The organism is Pseudomonas sp. CBZ-4 (genome assembly GCF_000346755.1).
Taxonomy (GTDB): Bacteria; Pseudomonadota; Gammaproteobacteria; order Pseudomonadales; family Pseudomonadaceae; genus Aquipseudomonas.
In genome coordinates, this window is the sequence record NZ_ANNV01000151.1 from 1 (window position 1) to 14,908 (window position 14,908).

Sequence of the window (14,908 nt, forward strand, 5' to 3'; positions counted from 1 at the left end):
GCAGCTATCGAGGAGCTGTCAAACTGGGTTGAGCAAAGAGGATCTACAGAAGTGGCACAGAACATTCGAGGGGCACTGGATACCCTGGATGGAAATGCAGGATTCATCACCCTTGCCCTCGCCTCACTGTCGGCAGACGGTCGGACAAATAAGTGAATACCCGGCCGAATGGCTACACATCACCTACCACCCGGTGGTGCTTCACCTAGCGGGAATACGACTACATCCATAGGCAGAAGCAAGCAGCGTGTATGCCCACATGTATGCCTAACTGAAACACACCATACAAAACCTTTTAAATACAGCGTATTACAAGACCAGTTCAAATGACTGTGTACCACCAAGTACTAAAAACGGCTTACCGAAAGGTAGGCCGTTTTTTTATGCCCGCGCAAAAGTACCGCGCACATGCGTTCAAAAAAAACCGCCATCTGTACGTCGACGCCCCCACTGACCCACTGTTAGTGTCCAGCCTCCCCCACACGGAGTGCCCTCCCGATGAAACTGGACATCTACCAAGTCGACGCTTTCAGCCAACACACCTTTGGTGGCAACCCGGCGGCCGTCTGCCCGCTGACCGAATGGCTGCCCACCGAGCAACTGCACAACATCGCCGCCGAGAACAACCTCTCGGAAACCGCGTTTTTCGTGCCCCGTGGCGATATCTATGAGCTGCGCTGGTTTACCCCGGAAGTCGAAGTGGACCTGTGCGGCCACGCCACGCTGGCAGCCGCCTGGGTGTTGATCAACCAGTTCGCGGATGCCCCCGAAGTGCTGCGCTTTGCTACCCGCAGCGGCGAGCTGCGTGTGACACGCAATGGCGACGAGCTGGCAATGGATTTCCCGGCCAAGCGCCCAGAGCCTTGCGAACCGCCGGCGGGGATGTTGAGCGCGCTGGGCATCGAGCGCGCCGAAGTCTTCGGCACCGATGACTACATTGTGCTGGTGGACGATGAAGCCCAGATCGCCGCACTGACCCCGGACTTCGCCCGCCTCAAGGGCCTGCCCAAACGCGGGATCGCCGTGACGGCCAAAAGCGCGCGGTTCGATTTTGTCTCGCGCTGGTTCGGGCCGAACGTGGGCGTCAATGAAGACCCGGTCACCGGCTCGGCGCACACCTCGCTGGCACCGTTCTGGGCCGAGCGCCTGGGCAAGCAGCAATTGACCGCCGAACAAGGCGGCAAGCGCCGTGGCCAGTTGCGCTGCGAGCTCCAGGGCGACCGCGTGATCATCTCCGGCAGCGCCGTGCTCTACCTGCAAGGCACGATTTACCTGTAAAACACCAAGCCCCAAGGACAACAGATCATTCTCAAAATGAACGGAGTTCAGCGCGTGTTTTCGATTTATCGCCGGCCGTTGTCGGTATTGGCTGCGGCCTTCACCCTGGCCGCCTGCCACAGCCCGGTCACCGAACAACCACCGGCACCGGAGCTGGGCTCGGGCTACCGCAGCGACCTCACGCTGCGGCATGCCGAACGCCACATGGCCGCCGCGGCCAACCCGCTGGCCGCCGCAGCCGGGCGCGAGATGCTGCGCCAAGGCGGTTCGGCGATTGACGCGGCGATTGCGATGCAGGCCGTGTTGACCCTGGTGGAGCCACAGTCGTCGGGCATCGGCGGCGGTGCATTCATCATGCTGTGGGACGGCCAGAACGTGCACGCCTATGACGGCCGTGAAACCGCACCGGCCGGGGCGACCGAGCGCTTGTTCCTGCGGGCCGACGGCACGCCGATGGGGTTTGCCGAAGCGCAGATCGGCGGGCGTTCCGTCGGCACGCCGGGGGTATTGCGTGCACTGGAGATGGCGCACAACAAGACTGGGCGCCTGCCATGGGCCACGTTGTTCGAGCCGGCGATTCGCCTGTCGCAGCAAGGCTTTGCGATTTCCCCGCGCTTGCACGCGCTGATTGCCGCTGACCGCTACATCCCGCAGTCGCCGGACATGGCGGCGTATTTCTTGAACGCCGACGGCACGCCAAAAGCCACCGGTACGCTGCTGAAAAATCCGGCGCTGGCCGCCGTATTCGAACGCATCGCCAAGGAAGGACCGGACGCGCTGTACCACGGGCCGATTGCCGCTGAAATCGCGCGCAAGGTGCAGAACCACGGCAACGCCGGGAGCCTGTCCCAGGCCGACCTCCAAGGCTACAGCGCCAAAGAGCGTGCGCCGTTGTGCACCGACTACAAGCAATGGAAAGTCTGCGGCATGCCGCCGCCATCGTCGGGCGGGATTGCCATCGCACAGATCCTCGGCACCTTGCAGGCCCTGGAAGCGCGCAACCCGCAACGGGCCATCGCGCCGATGAAACCGCGCAAGAGCGCCTCACCGGCCGGCCTGGAACCGACGCCCGAAGCCGTGCACCTGCTCGCCGAAGCCGGCCGCCTGGCGTTCGCCGACCGCGCGCTGTACGTGGCCGATGCCGACTTCGTCCCGGTGCCGCTCACCGGTCTCGTCGCCCCGGACTACCTGGCCAGGCGCGCCGCCTTGATCGGCGAGCGCAGCATGGGCGTTGCCAAGCCCGGCACACCAGCGGGCATCCAGGTGGCGTACGCGCCGGACCGCTCGCCGCTGCGCATCTCCACCTCGCAAGTGGTCGCGGTGGATGACCAGGGCGGCGCCGTGTCGATGACCACCACGGTCGAAGCGGCGTTCGGCGCCCATGTGATGGTCCAGGGCTTTTTGCTCAACAACCAGATGACCGACTTCTCGTTCATTCCCGAAGAAGACGGCCAACCGATGGCCAACCGAGTCGAACCCGGCAAACGCCCACGCTCGGCCATGGCGCCGACGCTGGTCTTCGACCGCCACAGCGGCGAGTTGCTGGCCACCGTCGGCTCGCCCGGCGGCTCGCAGATCATCGAGTACGTGAGCAAGTCGCTCGTGGCGATGCTCGACTGGCAACTCGACCCGCAAGCGGCCATCAGCCTGCCCAACTTTGGCAGCCGCAATGGCGCTACCGAACTGGAAGCGGGCCTGTTCAGCCCAGGGTTGAAACAGGCCCTGAAAGACAAGGGCCATGCCCTCAGCGAGATCGATATGACCAGTGGCGTGCAGGCCATCGTGCGCACCCGCGATGCCCAGGGCAAGGTGTCCCTGAGCGGCGGCGCAGACCCTCGGCGTGAAGGCGAAGCCCTCGGCGACTGAAACTTTCAACAACGGAGACACAGCCGTGCAACAGGCAGACAACCTCGGCGCCCTCGTTGGCGTCAATCATGGTTTTTGTACGATCAATGACCCCCAGTGCCCGGATGACGTGTTTATCTGCAAGCAGGTGCACAGTGCGGCGGTGATCGACTGGCAAGCGGATCAGCCGACCAACACGGTGCCAGCCGACGGCGTGTTCACCGGCTCGCAGCAGTCGATCGCAGTGATTACGGCTGATTGCCTGCCCATTCTTATCGCCGCCAACAATGGCAAAAAGGTCGCGGCCGTGCATGGCGGCTGGAAGGGCCTGCAAGCCGGGATCATCGCCCATGCCGTGCAGCGTTTTGCCGAAGACGGGATTGGCGCTGAGCAGTTGCAAGTGGCTATCGGTCCGTCGATCAAGCCCTGCTGCTACGAGGTGAGCGCCGACTTTATCGCGCAGTTCCCGGCCGATCAGGGGCACTTGTGGCGCTTTGCCCAACCGGCGCCGTTGCTGCCACCGCAGATCGCACCGCCCCATGCACGGCAAGCGGGCAGCGCGTGGTTCGACCTGAGCGCCTACGCGCTGATGCTGTTGCACGCGGCCGGCGTTCGGCGCGAGCAGGTGGAGGTCAGCGCGGTCTGCACTTACTGCACGTCGCCGGCGTTTGCCAGCTACCGCAGAAGAACCCACCACCCGGAGGAGGTGAGGACGTTGTTGTATTCGTGGATTACTCGTAGAACCATCACCGACTGATCTTCAACCCCTTGCGCCCCGCATGCCGCTCCAACGCCAGCTCGATCAACCGGCTCACCAGTTCGCTGTAGCTCATCCCCGCCGCCTGCCACAACTTGGGGTACATGCTGATGCGGGTGAAGCCGGGCAGTGAGTTGATTTCGTTGATCAGCACTTCGCCATCGTCGGTCAAAAACACATCGACCCGCGCCAGCCCCGCGCAGCCCAACACTTCAAACGCCTCGATGGCCAAGCGGCGGATGCGCTCGCTGGCTTCGACGCTGATATCCGCCGGTACCACCACCTGGGCAGCCTGGTCGTCGATGTATTTGCTGTCGTAGGAATAGAAACCGCTGCTCACCACAATCTCGCCGCAACCGCTGGCGATGGGGTGGTCGTTGCCCAGCACGGCGCATTCGATTTCACGACCGCTGACGGCGGACTCCACCAGCACTTTTTCATCGAAACCCAGGGCCAGTTCGACGGCGACGTGGTACTCGGCTTCGTTGCCGACTTTGCTCACGCCCACCGACGAGCCCTGGTTGGCCGGCTTGACGAACAGCGGCAGGCCGAGCGTGTTCACCGCCGTGTCAAAGCTTGTCTGTGGCGCATTGCGACGGGTCAGGGTGATGAACGGCGTGACCGCAATCCCGGCGTCGCGCAGCAGGCGCTTGCTGATGTCCTTGTCCATGCACACCGCCGAGCCGAGCACGTCGGAGCCGACAAACGGCAGGTCGGCCATGCGCAGCAGGCCTTGCAGGCAACCGTCTTCGCCCAGGGAGCCGTGGACGATGGGGAAGATCACATCGACATGGGCCAGCAAGTCGCCGCCGGAGGTTTCCACCAGTTGCTGGCTGGCCTTGCCCGGCACCACCGCCAGTTCGCGGTTGGATTGGTTGAGGGCGATCAAGGCCGGGTTTTCCTGGTTGATCAGGAAGTTCGAGGTGTCATTGAGGTGCCAGTGGCCGGCCTTGTCGATGCCGATCAGCACCGGCTCGAAGCGCGTGCGGTCGAGGGCATCGACGATATTGCGCGCCGATTGCAGCGAGACTTCATGCTCGGCCGAACGGCCACCAAAAACAATCCCTACGCGCACCTTGCTCATGACCCAGCCTCACTGTTGAAAGTAAGGCTTCTTACCACGGGCCGTCAGCGATTCGCTACCAGATGTGCGCCGAACAGCACGTAGCAACCGCCGGCAAAACGGTCGAGCCACTTGCGCGAACGGCTGTAGAGGTTGGCCATGCGCTCGCTGGAAAACACCAGGGCCACGCTGGAATACCAGCTGAAGGACAAGGTGGCCATGGTGAGCACCGCCAGGGTCAACAGCATCGGCGATGGCGAAGGCGGCATGGTGGACGCGAAGATGGTGGCGACGAACAACGCGGCCTTGGGATTGGACAGATTGCCCAGCAACCCCAGGCGCCATGCGGAGAACAGCGAGCGCCGCGGCTCGTCCGCCAGCAGGTTCTGGCCCATGGCCGGGGCAGAGCGCTTGAACAGTTTCAAGCCGAGGTAGATCAGGTAGCAGCCACCAATAATCTTGAATGCCAGGTACAGCATAGGGGCGGCGGTAAACAGCGACTTGATGCCCAGGCCACCCGCCAGCCCCCACAGAATCGTACCGGTGGCCACACCCGCCGAGGCCACCACGCCATGACGGCGCGAACAACTGGCGGCCAGCTGCGCCGTGTTGAAAAAGTTGGGACCGGGTGTCACCACTGCCACGGTCCACAGCAGCGCCAGCGAGACCAGGGGCGCCACATAGGCGGGATTGAGAACATCCATGGGGGCGACTCCATCAGCGCAAGGCACGAACGGCGATCATAGGCCTCGCCCCTGCCTTGCACAATCGTACAAGACCCCGGCAGACTGGCAGCGCAGACTCGGTTAACGTGTTTCCACCTCACTGTGTGACAAGCCACCATGGGCAATCCCATCTCCCCCCTCGACTGGATGCACCGCGCCCCGCATGCCAGCGGCATGGACCGTATCGAGGCGTACTTCGCCGGCTTCGCGTTCGACCCGCATCGGCATGACACCTACGCCATCGGCCGTACGTTGTTCGGCGTGCAGAGTTTTCACTATCGCGGCTGCATGACCCACAGCCTGCCCGGCACGACCATGGTGATTCATCCCGACGAAACCCACGACGGCCGCGCCAGCAGCGAAGAAGGCTTCCGCTACCGCATGATCTACGTGGAGCCGGCGCTGATCCAACAGATCCTCGGCGGCAAGCCATTGCCGTTCATCCCCTGCGGCCATACCACCGACCCGCGCCTGTTCCGCGCCAGCGAAGTGCTGCTGCAAAGCCTGGATTGCCCGATTGATCCGCTGCAAGAGCAGGACGCGATGTATGACGTGGCGCAAGCCCTGAGCGAGGCCTCCGGCGTGATCACCAGCCGCAAGAGCTTCGACTACATCGCCGCCGAACGCGCGCGGGAATTTATCCACAGCGCCCTGGGCCGCAGCATCACCCTGGACGAAATGGCCGAACACGCCGGCCGCGACCGCTGGGCGTTGTCGCGGGATTTCCGTTTGTTGTTCGGCACCAGCCCCTACCGCTACCTGACCATGCGTCGGCTGGACCTGGTGCGCAGCCTGCTGGCCCAGGGCCAATCGTTGGTGAATGCGGCGATGACGGCCGGGTTTACTGACCAGAGCCATATGACCCGGCAGTTTCGCAGTACCTACGGCATGCCGCCGTCGCGTTGGGTGAAGATGCTGGGGCGCTGACAGTACAAGACTTGGAATGCATTCAATGTGAGAGCTGGCTTGTGTGGGAGCCTGGCTTGCCTGCGATAGCATCACCCCCGTATCACTGATACACCGAGGTGCCTGCATCGCGGGCAAGCCCGGCTCCCACACAAGCCAGCTCCCACATTGATATCTAGATTGCCTCAAAAGTTGAGTTCGACTTGATACTGCTTTCCCTAAGCCCAACCGCCACCACCGCCCCCACCAGCGCAATCCCCGCACTCCACCACAACGCCCATTCAATCCCACCAGCATTCGCCACCGACACCAACACCGCCAACCCCAGCGCCCCGCCAATCTGCTGGCTGGTGGACGCCATCCCCGCCGCCACGCCCTGCTCGCCCGGGCGGATACCCAAGCCGGCCGCCACCCACATCGCCGTCCACGTCATGCCCTGGCCGACGCTCAAGATAAAAATCCCCGGCAGCAGCGACCAGAATCCCACGCCCGTCGGTAATGCCCAGCACACCAGCGCGATGCCCACGGCCCCCGCCAATTGCCCGCTGACCAGCGTGTTGCGAAGTCCAATCCTGACCAGCGAGCGCTCCGCCAGCCAGATGCCGAACGTGCACACCAGGGTCGCCGGCAAAAACGCCAGGCCCGCCTGCAATACGCTGTAGCCGTAGACCTGCTGGTAATACAGCGCGAGAAAGTAGTACTGCACGCCAAAGCTGCTCATGAATACCGCCGTCAGCACCATGGCCATGCGCAGTTCGCGGTAGGCCAACAATCGCAGCGGCATCAGCGGGTCGCGGCCGCGGTGTTCGATCCAGGCGAACAGCCCCAGCAGCGCCACCGCGAGGGCGATGCAGCCGAGGGTCGACGGCGCCGTCCAGCCCCAATCCGGGCCTTGCACCAGGGCAAACACCAGCAAGGTGCCGCCGACGGTCACCGTCAGCGCGCCACTGATATCAAAGTTGCGCCCAGCAGCCCGCGCGCCGTCGGCAGGAATCCAGTAACGCGCCGCCCAGGCGCAGCCCCCCGCCAACGGCACATTCACCAGGAACACCGCCTCCCAGCCCCACACTTGGGTCAACACGCCACCCAGCAAGGCGCCGAGCGCGAGCCCCGCCGCCGACGCCGCGCTCCACACCGCAAACGCACGGTTGCGCTCAGGCCCTTCGGCGTAATGGGTGTTGATCAACGCCAGCGTCGCCGGAAACAACAGCGCCCCGCCCACGCCCTGCACCGCCCGCGCCAGCACCAGCAACATCGCGCTGCCACCCAGCACGGCAGCCAGGGACGCCAACGCATACAGCGCCTGCCCGGTCCGGTACAAGCGGCGCTTGCCGAGCAGATCCGTGGCCCGCCCACCCAGCAGCAGGAAGCCGCCGAACGCCACGCTGTAGGCGCTCACCACCCACTGCAATTGCTGCGCGGAAAAATCCAGGTGCGTGCCGATCTGCGGCAACGCGACAAACACGATAGTGGCATCGAGGGCGATGATCAGTTGGGCGGTGGCCAACAGCATCAGCATCCAGCCAGAGGGTCGAGAGGGAGACATCACAGCGTCCTGTGCAGAAATGAAGTGCGGCCAGTGTGTTTTATGCGCAATAGATGATAAATAGCGCTATCACTCTTTCAGTAATGACTTTAATCATGGATCTGAACGCTGTTCGCCTGCTGGTCCGCGTGGCCGAAACCCGCAGCTTCACCCGCGCCGCCGGCGACTTGGGGCTGACGCAATCCGGGCTCTCACGGGCCATCTCACGCCTGGAAAACGAGCTGGGCGTGCGCCTGCTGCAACGCAACACCCGCAGCGTCAGCCTCACGCCCGACGGGCAGTTATTGTACGAGCGCAGCGCGCCGTTACTGGCGGAATTGGCCGAGGCCGAGAAGCTGATGCTCGACCGCCGTGGCAGCCCGTCGGGCCTGTTGAAGATCAGCACGCCGTCGCTGTTCGGGCGCAAGGTGGTGATGCCGGTGATCGGCGAACTGACCCTGCGTTACCCCGAGCTGCGCATCGAAGCCGTAATGACCGACCGCCTGGTGGACATCGTCGACGAAGGCTTCGATGCCTTGCTGCGGACCGGCGAGATCCACGACCAACGCCTGATCGCCCGCACCCTGGCGCCGTTGCGCTGGGTCACCGTCGCCGCCCCCGCCTACCTCGCCCGTTTCGGCACACCGCAAAGCGTCGATGAGCTCAAGGACCACCACTGCCTCACCGTGCGCAATCTGCGCAGCGGACGCATGGTGGACTGGCAGTTCATGCTCAATGGCAAAGTGCAGGACGTGAGCGTCGAAGGGCGGCTGATCTTTGATATCGGCGACGCACTGGTGGACGGCGCCGTGGGCGGTTTTGGCATCGCCCAGGTGATGGATTTTGCGGTGCGCGACGACCTCGCCGCCGGGCGCCTGGTGCCGGTGCTGGAGGACTTCGCCGGGCGCAGCCGGGCTATTTCGTTGGTGTATCCGCCGTCTCGCCAGTATTCGCCGAAGTTGGTGGCGTTTGCCGAAGCGCTCAGTCGAGCGCAGTGGTGAAGTTGCAGCTGCAAGCCTCAAGCTTGAAGCTTGAAGCTTGAAGCTAACGCTGCCCCTCTTAGCTCGACAGTTGGTTGGCGAACTGCCCTACAGCGCTGACCACCTTCTGTGCACCGTCCTGGATCTCGACGATCACCGAGCCCGCTTCCGCCGCCAACGCCAGGCCTTGCTCGGCTTGCAGGCGGCCATCAGCGCCACCGCCTCGCGGGCCATGTCCTGGTTCTGACGCACCACGCCGACAATTTCCTCGGTGGCCTTGCTGGTGCGCGAGGCCAATTGGCGCACTTCATCGGCCACCACGGCAAAACCACGGCCTTGCTCGCCGGCGCGGGCCGCTTCGATGGCGGCGTTGAGCGCCAGCAAGTTGGTCTGCTCGGCGATGCCGCTGATGGTCTTGACGATGCTGCCAATCACCTGGGACTGGGCATTCAACGCCTCGATGCCTTCGCCGGCCTGCTGCATGTGCTGGGCCAGGTCGCGCATCACGTCCACCGCCTGGGTCACCACCGTGGTGCCGCGCTGGGCGCTGTTGTCGGTTTGCAACGAGGTGCTGTAGGCGATGTTGGCAGCGTCGGACACCGCTTGTTCCTGATTGACCTGATCGGTAATCACCGTGGCGAACTTCACCACTTTGTACAGGCGGTCGGTGGCATCCAGCACCGGGTTGTAGGTTGCTTCCAGCCACACCGTGCGGCCATGGCTGTCGACGCGCTTGAAACGCGCCGCGACAAACTCGCCGTTGTTCAGGCGTTTCCAGAAGTTCTGGTACTCGGCGCTGTTGTATTCCTCCGGTTCGCAGAACATGCGGTGATGCTTGCCCTTGATCTGCGCCAGGCTGTAACCCATGCCGCCAAGGAAACGATCGTTCGCGGTGAGCACGTGCCCGCCCAGGTCGAACTCGATCACGGCGGTAGAGCGCACCAGCGCGGTGATCAGGTTTTCATGCTCGCGCGACGCCTCGATGGTGCGGGTCAGGTCGCTGGAGAAGATGGAAAAATGCTTGATCCGCCCATCGGAGCTGCGCACCGGCTGCACGATCGAGCGCAGCCACGCTTCCTCGCCATTGCCACGCAGCAGGCGCACGGTGCCGGCGAAGTGCTCACCCCGCGTCAGCGCATTGTTGAAGCGCTGCTGGAATTCATCATGCTTCACATGCGCCGGCGCCAGGTCGCCAATGGCCCGGCCTTGCAGCTGGCCGCTCGGGTAGGCCATTTCCTTGAGGAAGTTGCCGTTGGCCCAGTCGATACGCCCCTGGGGGTCCAGCGTCAGGCACAACATCTCGCTTTCCAGGCTCTCCTTGACCTGCTGCAAGCTGGACAGTTCTTCGCGAAGAGCGGACAGCTCCTGCTTCAAGCGGGTGTTGAACATGGGGCACCGATGGTCAATTGGAGAGAAGGATCTGACCTGCATCGGCCCTGCCGAGCTTTTCTGAAGAGCCCTTTAGCCCAAGGCCCAACTATATTTTTGGATCCATCAGCCGCCATTGTTTCGGCACATCCCCATCACTTGATATTCGATGGTGTTGAGCTTGCCGGTGGAGTCTTCATAGGTCATGCGCGAAGGCACGGCATTGCAGCTGCGAATCGGCGGCGTCACGCTGACCACCTTGGCGATATCCAGCGGCATGCCATAGCGATACGCCTGCACCTCGGGCGCGGGCTTGCCGTTGCGGGCGGCGTAATCGGCCATGACCTTTTCATTGCGCTCCATCATCAAGGCAAAGGTACGGTCGCCGCCGCCTTCGGCCAAGGCACCGAACGACAAGACGGCCGCCAATACACCCAGGCCAAGTTTATAAAAGTTCATCACACGTTCCTCGTCTCAAAGTTGAGTGCCCAGCGTAACGAGCGAACCCTGACGCGATGTTCACCAGAACATTACTTATTTGTTAGGTGAGCGTGAGATTCCAGAATTGTAATCTGCGTGCCACTTCGCGGTTATCTGTCATTTGCAACTATCAGCCCGGGCCACATCAATAAGAACGCCCACCTCATATAAGAAGCTGATCACTGCCAACACCGAGGAGCGCAACATGCACAGTACTTATTACATCCTTCCTTTTTCATTGCTCGCCGCGCTGCCCCTGGCCGCCGTGGCCGTGGAAGACCAGCCCGAAGGTTTTATCGAAGGCAGCAGCGTGAATGTGCTGGCACGCAACTTCTACTTCAACCGCGATGACCGCAAGGGACAGTCCAGCCCCACCGGCAATGGCTATTCCGAAGCCTGGGCGCAGGGGTTCATTGGCAAATTCGAATCCGGCTTTACCCAGGGCACGGTCGGTTTTGGCCTGGACGCGTTTGCCATGTATGGCCTCAAGCTCGACTCGGGCACCGGCCGCAGCGGCGGCAAGGGCTCGTTCGGCGTGCTGCCGGTGGACAGCGACAACCATCCGGAATCCGGCTACAGCAAATTCGGCGGCGCCGCAAAACTGCGCGTGCTGGACACCGTGATCAAGGCCGGCGACGTGTTCCCGCTCACACCAGTAGTGGCGTACGGCGACTCGCGGCTGTTGCCGGAAAGCTTTCGTGGCGTGACCGCGCAAAACACCAGCCTGGAGGGCCTGAGCCTGCAAGGCGGACGCTTGAGCGGCATGAGCCAGCCCACCGAAAGCGGCATGAACAAAGGCTTTGCGACGTTCTATGCGGGAGAGGTTGATTCACCGTGGATCGGCTATTTCGGCGGTGATTACCAACTCAACAAACACCTGAGCCTGAGTGTGTACAGCAGCCGCTTGAAGGACGCGTGGGACCAGTACTACTTCGGCAGTGCGGCCAATTACCCGCTGAACGATGAGGTTTCGCTGTTCGGCGACTTCAACTATTACAAGGCGGTGGATGAGGGCAAGAAGCTGCTGGGTGAGTTCGACAACAACATCTGGAGCGCCAGGCTCGGCGTAAAGATCGGCGCCCACAGCCTGGCCGTGTCGCACCAGCGCAACAACGGCGATGACGATTTCGATTACCTGCGCCAGTCGGACTCGATCTTCCTCAACAACTCGATCCAGTACAGCGACTTCAACTCACCCAAGGAGCGTTCGTGGATGGTGCGCTACGACCTGGACATGCAGCCCTTCGGCATTCCCGGCCTGTCGTTCATGGCCCGTTACGGCAAAGGCACCGGCGCCGACTACAGCAACGCCAACGCGGTGTACATGCGCCGCGACGCAGCAGGCGCCCCGCTCACCGATCAACGCCGCTGGGAGCGCGACATCGAAGCCAAATACGTGGTGCAAAGTGGCAACTTGAAGGACCTGTCGCTGCGCTTGCGCCAGGCCACGGTGCGTTCCAGCGCATTCGAGTCGGACCTGGAAGAAATACGCTTGATTGCCGAGTACCCACTGGCGATTCTTTGAATCATTACATTCGTTCGCGCTTGACTTACATCTGTTCACAACTAGCCAGTTATCAAAACTGTAATATTGGCCTCACCTTCTCGTTAAGTTGAACTTTATAGACTGGCTTCAACTTGCAACACCGAGCACATTCATCTCTGAAGCTTTTGTGTAGCTCCTTTGGAAAGAGATGGATTTTTTAACGCCCCATTGGGGCGTTTTTTTTGCGTGCTCGCCTAGTTGCGACAGAACGTCGCAGTTGACCCTGAAGTCACTTCACGCTTCAGAATTTTCCTACTCCCCCAGCAACACCCTCCATAAGGAAATGGACTCCCTTCTCTTCTCGGAAAAAGGTAAACCCCCATGCGTATCCTTGTGGTTGAGGACGAGCAAAAAACCGCCGCCTATTTGCAGCAAGGCCTGACTGAAAGTGGCTACGTGGTCGATTGCGCCGCCAACGGTATCGACGGCCTGCACCTGGCCGCGCAACACGCCTACGAACTGGTGATTCTCGACGTCAACCTGCCGGGCAAGGACGGCTGGGAAGTCCTCGAACAGCTGCGCCGCAACGGCAGCCAGCGCGTGATGATGCTCACCGCCCGTGGGCGCCTGGACGACAAGATCAAGGGCCTGGACATGGGCGCCGATGATTACCTGGTCAAGCCCTTCGAGTTCCCCGAATTGCTCGCGCGGGTGCGCACGTTGTTGCGGCGCAGTGAACATATCCCACAGCCGGAAGTGTTCTGCGTGTCGGACCTGGAACTCGACCCACGTCGCCATCGCGCCTATCGCGGCACCCGGCGTATCGACCTGACCACCAAGGAGTTCGCCCTGCTCCAGGTGCTCATGCGCCAGACCGGCGAAGTGATGACCCGCACGCAGATCATTTCCCTGGTGTGGGACATGAATTTCGACTGCGATACCAACGTGGTGGAAGTCTCCATCAGCCGCCTGCGGGCCAAGGTGGATGACCAGAGCGAGGTCAAGTTGATCCACACCATTCGCGGCGTCGGCTACGTGCTGGAAGCGCGCCCATGAAGACCGGCAGCCTGTCGATGCGCCTCGGCTTGACGGTGAGCCTGATGGGCGCCGGCCTGGTGCTGCTGCTGGCCAGCCTGGCTTACCTGGCCCTGACCCATGAGCTGGAAAAACTGGCGCGCAAGGGCCTGGAGAGCAAGATGGAACAGATCCAGCACAGCCTGGCCCAGGGCCTGGACGCCCGCGATATCCGCGCGCGCCCGCACTCGCTGCTGGACCTGGTGATCGGCCACGACAACTTTTACCTGACCATCGTCGGCACCGCGCCCGACGAGCGTGTGCTGCTGAGCGTCGGCGCCAAGCCCCAGGTGCCGCTGCTCACCGACTACCCGCACCGGGAAACCCTCGGCTACCTCAACTGGGAGGACAGCGACGGCAACCAGGTGCTCAGCGCGTCCAGCCTGATGCGCCTGGCCAGTGGCGAGCGCGTGCGCGTCGTGCTGTCCCTGGACCGCATGGACGACCAGGCCCTGCTCAGCGCCTACCTGCGCGCCACAGTAGTGGCATTGCCGTTGCTGCTGTTGTTGATCGGCATGGGCGCCTGGTGGCTGGTGCAGCGTGGGTTGGCGCCGTTGCAACAGTTCAGCCACGTCGCCGCCCAAGTCACCACCCAGGACCTGACCCATCGTCTGGCCCTGGACAACCTGCCCCAGGAACTGCGGGAACTGGCCCAGGGTTTCAACGTGATGCTTAATCGGCTGGACGCGGGGGTGCAGCAGTTGTCGCAGTTTTCCGACGACTTGGCCCACGAAATGCGCGCACCGCTGACCAACCTGATGGGCAAGGCCCAGGTCACGCTGTCGCGCCAGCGGCCGCCGGAGGAATACAAGGCCGTGCTGGAATCCAGCACTGAAGAGCTGGAGCGTTTGTCACGCATCGTGTCCGACATGCTGTTTCTGGCTCAAGTCAGCCACCCGGCAGCCCGCGCGTCGTTTGTGGCGGTGTCGTTGACCGATGAAGCCCGGCGGGTGATGGAGTTGTTTGCCTTGAGTGCCGAAGACAAACACCTGAGCCTGACGTTGATCGGCGATGCACAGGTCCAGGGTGATCGCCTGATGATCCAGCGCGCGCTGTCCAACCTGCTGTCCAACGCGATCCGTCACAGCCCACAGGGTGGGCATATTTCGCTGTTGGTGGAGACGTATGCGCAGCAGGTGTCGATCTCCGTCAGCAACCCCGGCGCGGGCATTGACGCCCGACACCTGCCCCACCTGTTCGAACGCTTCTACCGCGCCGACAACAGCCGCGCCCGCACCGAAGGCGGCACCGGCCTGGGGCTGGCCATCGTCAAGTCGATCATGACCCTGCACCAGGGCCAGGCCGAAGTGCGCAGCCCGCCGGGTGGCATTACCTCGTTTCGGTTGGTGTTTCCCTTGGTGGCGATTGGTTAAGTTTCCTGTGGGAGCTGTCGAGCTTTAGCGAGGCTGCGAAAGCGGTGG

The 14,908-nt window shown here is 62.7% G+C and carries 12 protein-coding genes and 2 pseudogenes; 8 read left to right on the forward strand and 6 right to left on the reverse strand.

The features are described from left to right. Positions 1–498 precede the first annotated feature (498 nt). The 3 genes from B348_RS0121425 to pgeF are packed head-to-tail and all read left to right on the forward strand — an operon-like array spanning position 499 to position 3,880. Entirely contained in the window at positions 499–1,278 is a 780-nt protein-coding gene (locus B348_RS0121425; RefSeq protein ID WP_017738095.1) for a PhzF family phenazine biosynthesis protein, read from the forward strand. Positions 1,279–1,314: 36 nt separating this feature from the next. Then, complete coding sequence (ggt, locus tag B348_RS0121430; RefSeq protein ID WP_050558329.1) at positions 1,315–3,144, forward strand: gamma-glutamyltransferase; 1,830 nt, start codon at positions 1,315–1,317, stop codon at positions 3,142–3,144. 25 nt (positions 3,145–3,169) lie between these two features. Then, a complete protein-coding gene (gene pgeF, locus B348_RS0121435; protein WP_017738097.1) occupies positions 3,170–3,880 on the forward strand; it encodes a peptidoglycan editing factor PgeF in 711 nt (236 codons plus the stop codon). Here pgeF and ddlA read toward each other — a convergent pair. Then, positions 3,870–4,964: a D-alanine--D-alanine ligase gene (gene ddlA / locus B348_RS0121440; protein ID WP_017738098.1), complete on the reverse strand. Its 1,095-nt coding sequence runs from the start codon at positions 4,962–4,964 to the stop codon at positions 3,870–3,872. The genes pgeF and ddlA overlap by 11 nt on opposite strands. A 44-nt stretch (positions 4,965–5,008) precedes the next feature. Further along, positions 5,009–5,647 carry a LysE family transporter gene (locus B348_RS0121445; RefSeq protein ID WP_017738099.1) on the reverse strand — a complete coding sequence of 213 codons (639 nt, stop codon included), beginning with the start codon at positions 5,645–5,647 and terminating at the stop codon, positions 5,009–5,011. A gap of 138 nt (positions 5,648–5,785) precedes the next feature. Here B348_RS0121445 and B348_RS0121450 point away from each other — a divergent pair, with 138 nt between their 5' ends. Further along, entirely contained in the window at positions 5,786–6,595 is an 810-nt protein-coding gene (locus B348_RS0121450; protein WP_017738100.1) for an AraC family transcriptional regulator, read from the forward strand. Positions 6,596–6,749: 154 nt separating this feature from the next. On the opposite strand, the gene B348_RS0121455 is transcribed toward B348_RS0121450, so the two are convergent. Then, a complete protein-coding gene (locus B348_RS0121455) occupies positions 6,750–8,093 on the reverse strand; it encodes an MFS transporter (protein ID WP_017738101.1) in 1,344 nt (447 codons plus the stop codon). 122 nt (positions 8,094–8,215) lie between these two features. Here B348_RS0121455 and B348_RS0121460 point away from each other — a divergent pair, with 122 nt between their 5' ends. Beyond that, positions 8,216–9,100, forward strand: a complete 885-nt coding sequence (locus B348_RS0121460; protein ID WP_017738102.1) for a LysR family transcriptional regulator — start codon at positions 8,216–8,218, stop codon at positions 9,098–9,100. A 186-nt stretch (positions 9,101–9,286) separates the two neighbouring features. On the opposite strand, the pseudogene B348_RS1000000132270 reads toward B348_RS0121460, so the two are convergent. From B348_RS1000000132270 to B348_RS0121470, 3 genes and pseudogenes are all read right to left on the reverse strand, one after another. Continuing rightward, a pseudogene (locus B348_RS1000000132270) lies at positions 9,287–9,583 on the reverse strand (methyl-accepting chemotaxis protein); the annotation flags it as partial. 156 nt (positions 9,584–9,739) lie between these two features. Then, positions 9,740–10,510, reverse strand: a pseudogene (locus B348_RS1000000132275) (PAS domain-containing protein); the annotation flags it as partial. A gap of 63 nt (positions 10,511–10,573) precedes the next feature. Next, complete coding sequence (locus B348_RS0121470) at positions 10,574–10,906, reverse strand: DUF2790 domain-containing protein (protein WP_017738103.1); 333 nt, start codon at positions 10,904–10,906, stop codon at positions 10,574–10,576. 226 nt (positions 10,907–11,132) lie between these two features. Here B348_RS0121470 and B348_RS0121475 point away from each other — a divergent pair, with 226 nt between their 5' ends. From B348_RS0121475 to B348_RS0121485, 3 genes are all read left to right on the forward strand, one after another. Beyond that, positions 11,133–12,452 carry an OprD family porin gene (locus B348_RS0121475; RefSeq protein WP_017738104.1) on the forward strand — a complete coding sequence of 440 codons (1,320 nt, stop codon included), beginning with the start codon at positions 11,133–11,135 and terminating at the stop codon, positions 12,450–12,452. A gap of 342 nt (positions 12,453–12,794) precedes the next feature. Continuing rightward, complete coding sequence (locus B348_RS0121480; protein ID WP_017738105.1) at positions 12,795–13,469, forward strand: heavy metal response regulator transcription factor; 675 nt, start codon at positions 12,795–12,797, stop codon at positions 13,467–13,469. Then, complete coding sequence (locus B348_RS0121485) at positions 13,466–14,860, forward strand: heavy metal sensor histidine kinase (RefSeq protein ID WP_017738106.1); 1,395 nt, start codon at positions 13,466–13,468, stop codon at positions 14,858–14,860. Before B348_RS0121480 ends, B348_RS0121485 begins: the two co-directional genes overlap by 4 nt. Positions 14,861–14,908: the final 48 nt, after the last annotated feature.

Bases quoted from the DNA above. Each gene is read 5' to 3' on its own strand.
- B348_RS0121425 (WP_017738095.1), top strand. From the start codon at position 499: ATGAAACTGGACATCTACCAAGTCGACGCTTTCAGCCAACACACCTTT.
- ggt (WP_050558329.1), top strand. From the start codon at position 1,315: ATGAACGGAGTTCAGCGCGTGTTTTCGATTTATCGCCGGCCGTTGTCG.
- ddlA (WP_017738098.1), bottom strand. From the start codon at position 4,964: ATGAGCAAGGTGCGCGTAGGGATTGTTTTTGGTGGCCGTTCGGCCGAG.
- B348_RS0121445 (WP_017738099.1), bottom strand. From the start codon at position 5,647: ATGGATGTTCTCAATCCCGCCTATGTGGCGCCCCTGGTCTCGCTGGCG.
- B348_RS0121450 (WP_017738100.1), top strand. From the start codon at position 5,786: ATGGGCAATCCCATCTCCCCCCTCGACTGGATGCACCGCGCCCCGCAT.
- B348_RS0121455 (WP_017738101.1), bottom strand. From the start codon at position 8,093: ATGCTGATGCTGTTGGCCACCGCCCAACTGATCATCGCCCTCGATGCC.
- B348_RS0121460 (WP_017738102.1), top strand. From the start codon at position 8,216: ATGGATCTGAACGCTGTTCGCCTGCTGGTCCGCGTGGCCGAAACCCGC.
- B348_RS0121470 (WP_017738103.1), bottom strand. From the start codon at position 10,906: ATGAACTTTTATAAACTTGGCCTGGGTGTATTGGCGGCCGTCTTGTCG.
- B348_RS0121475 (WP_017738104.1), top strand. From the start codon at position 11,133: ATGCACAGTACTTATTACATCCTTCCTTTTTCATTGCTCGCCGCGCTG.
- B348_RS0121480 (WP_017738105.1), top strand. From the start codon at position 12,795: ATGCGTATCCTTGTGGTTGAGGACGAGCAAAAAACCGCCGCCTATTTG.
- B348_RS0121485 (WP_017738106.1), top strand. From the start codon at position 13,466: ATGAAGACCGGCAGCCTGTCGATGCGCCTCGGCTTGACGGTGAGCCTG.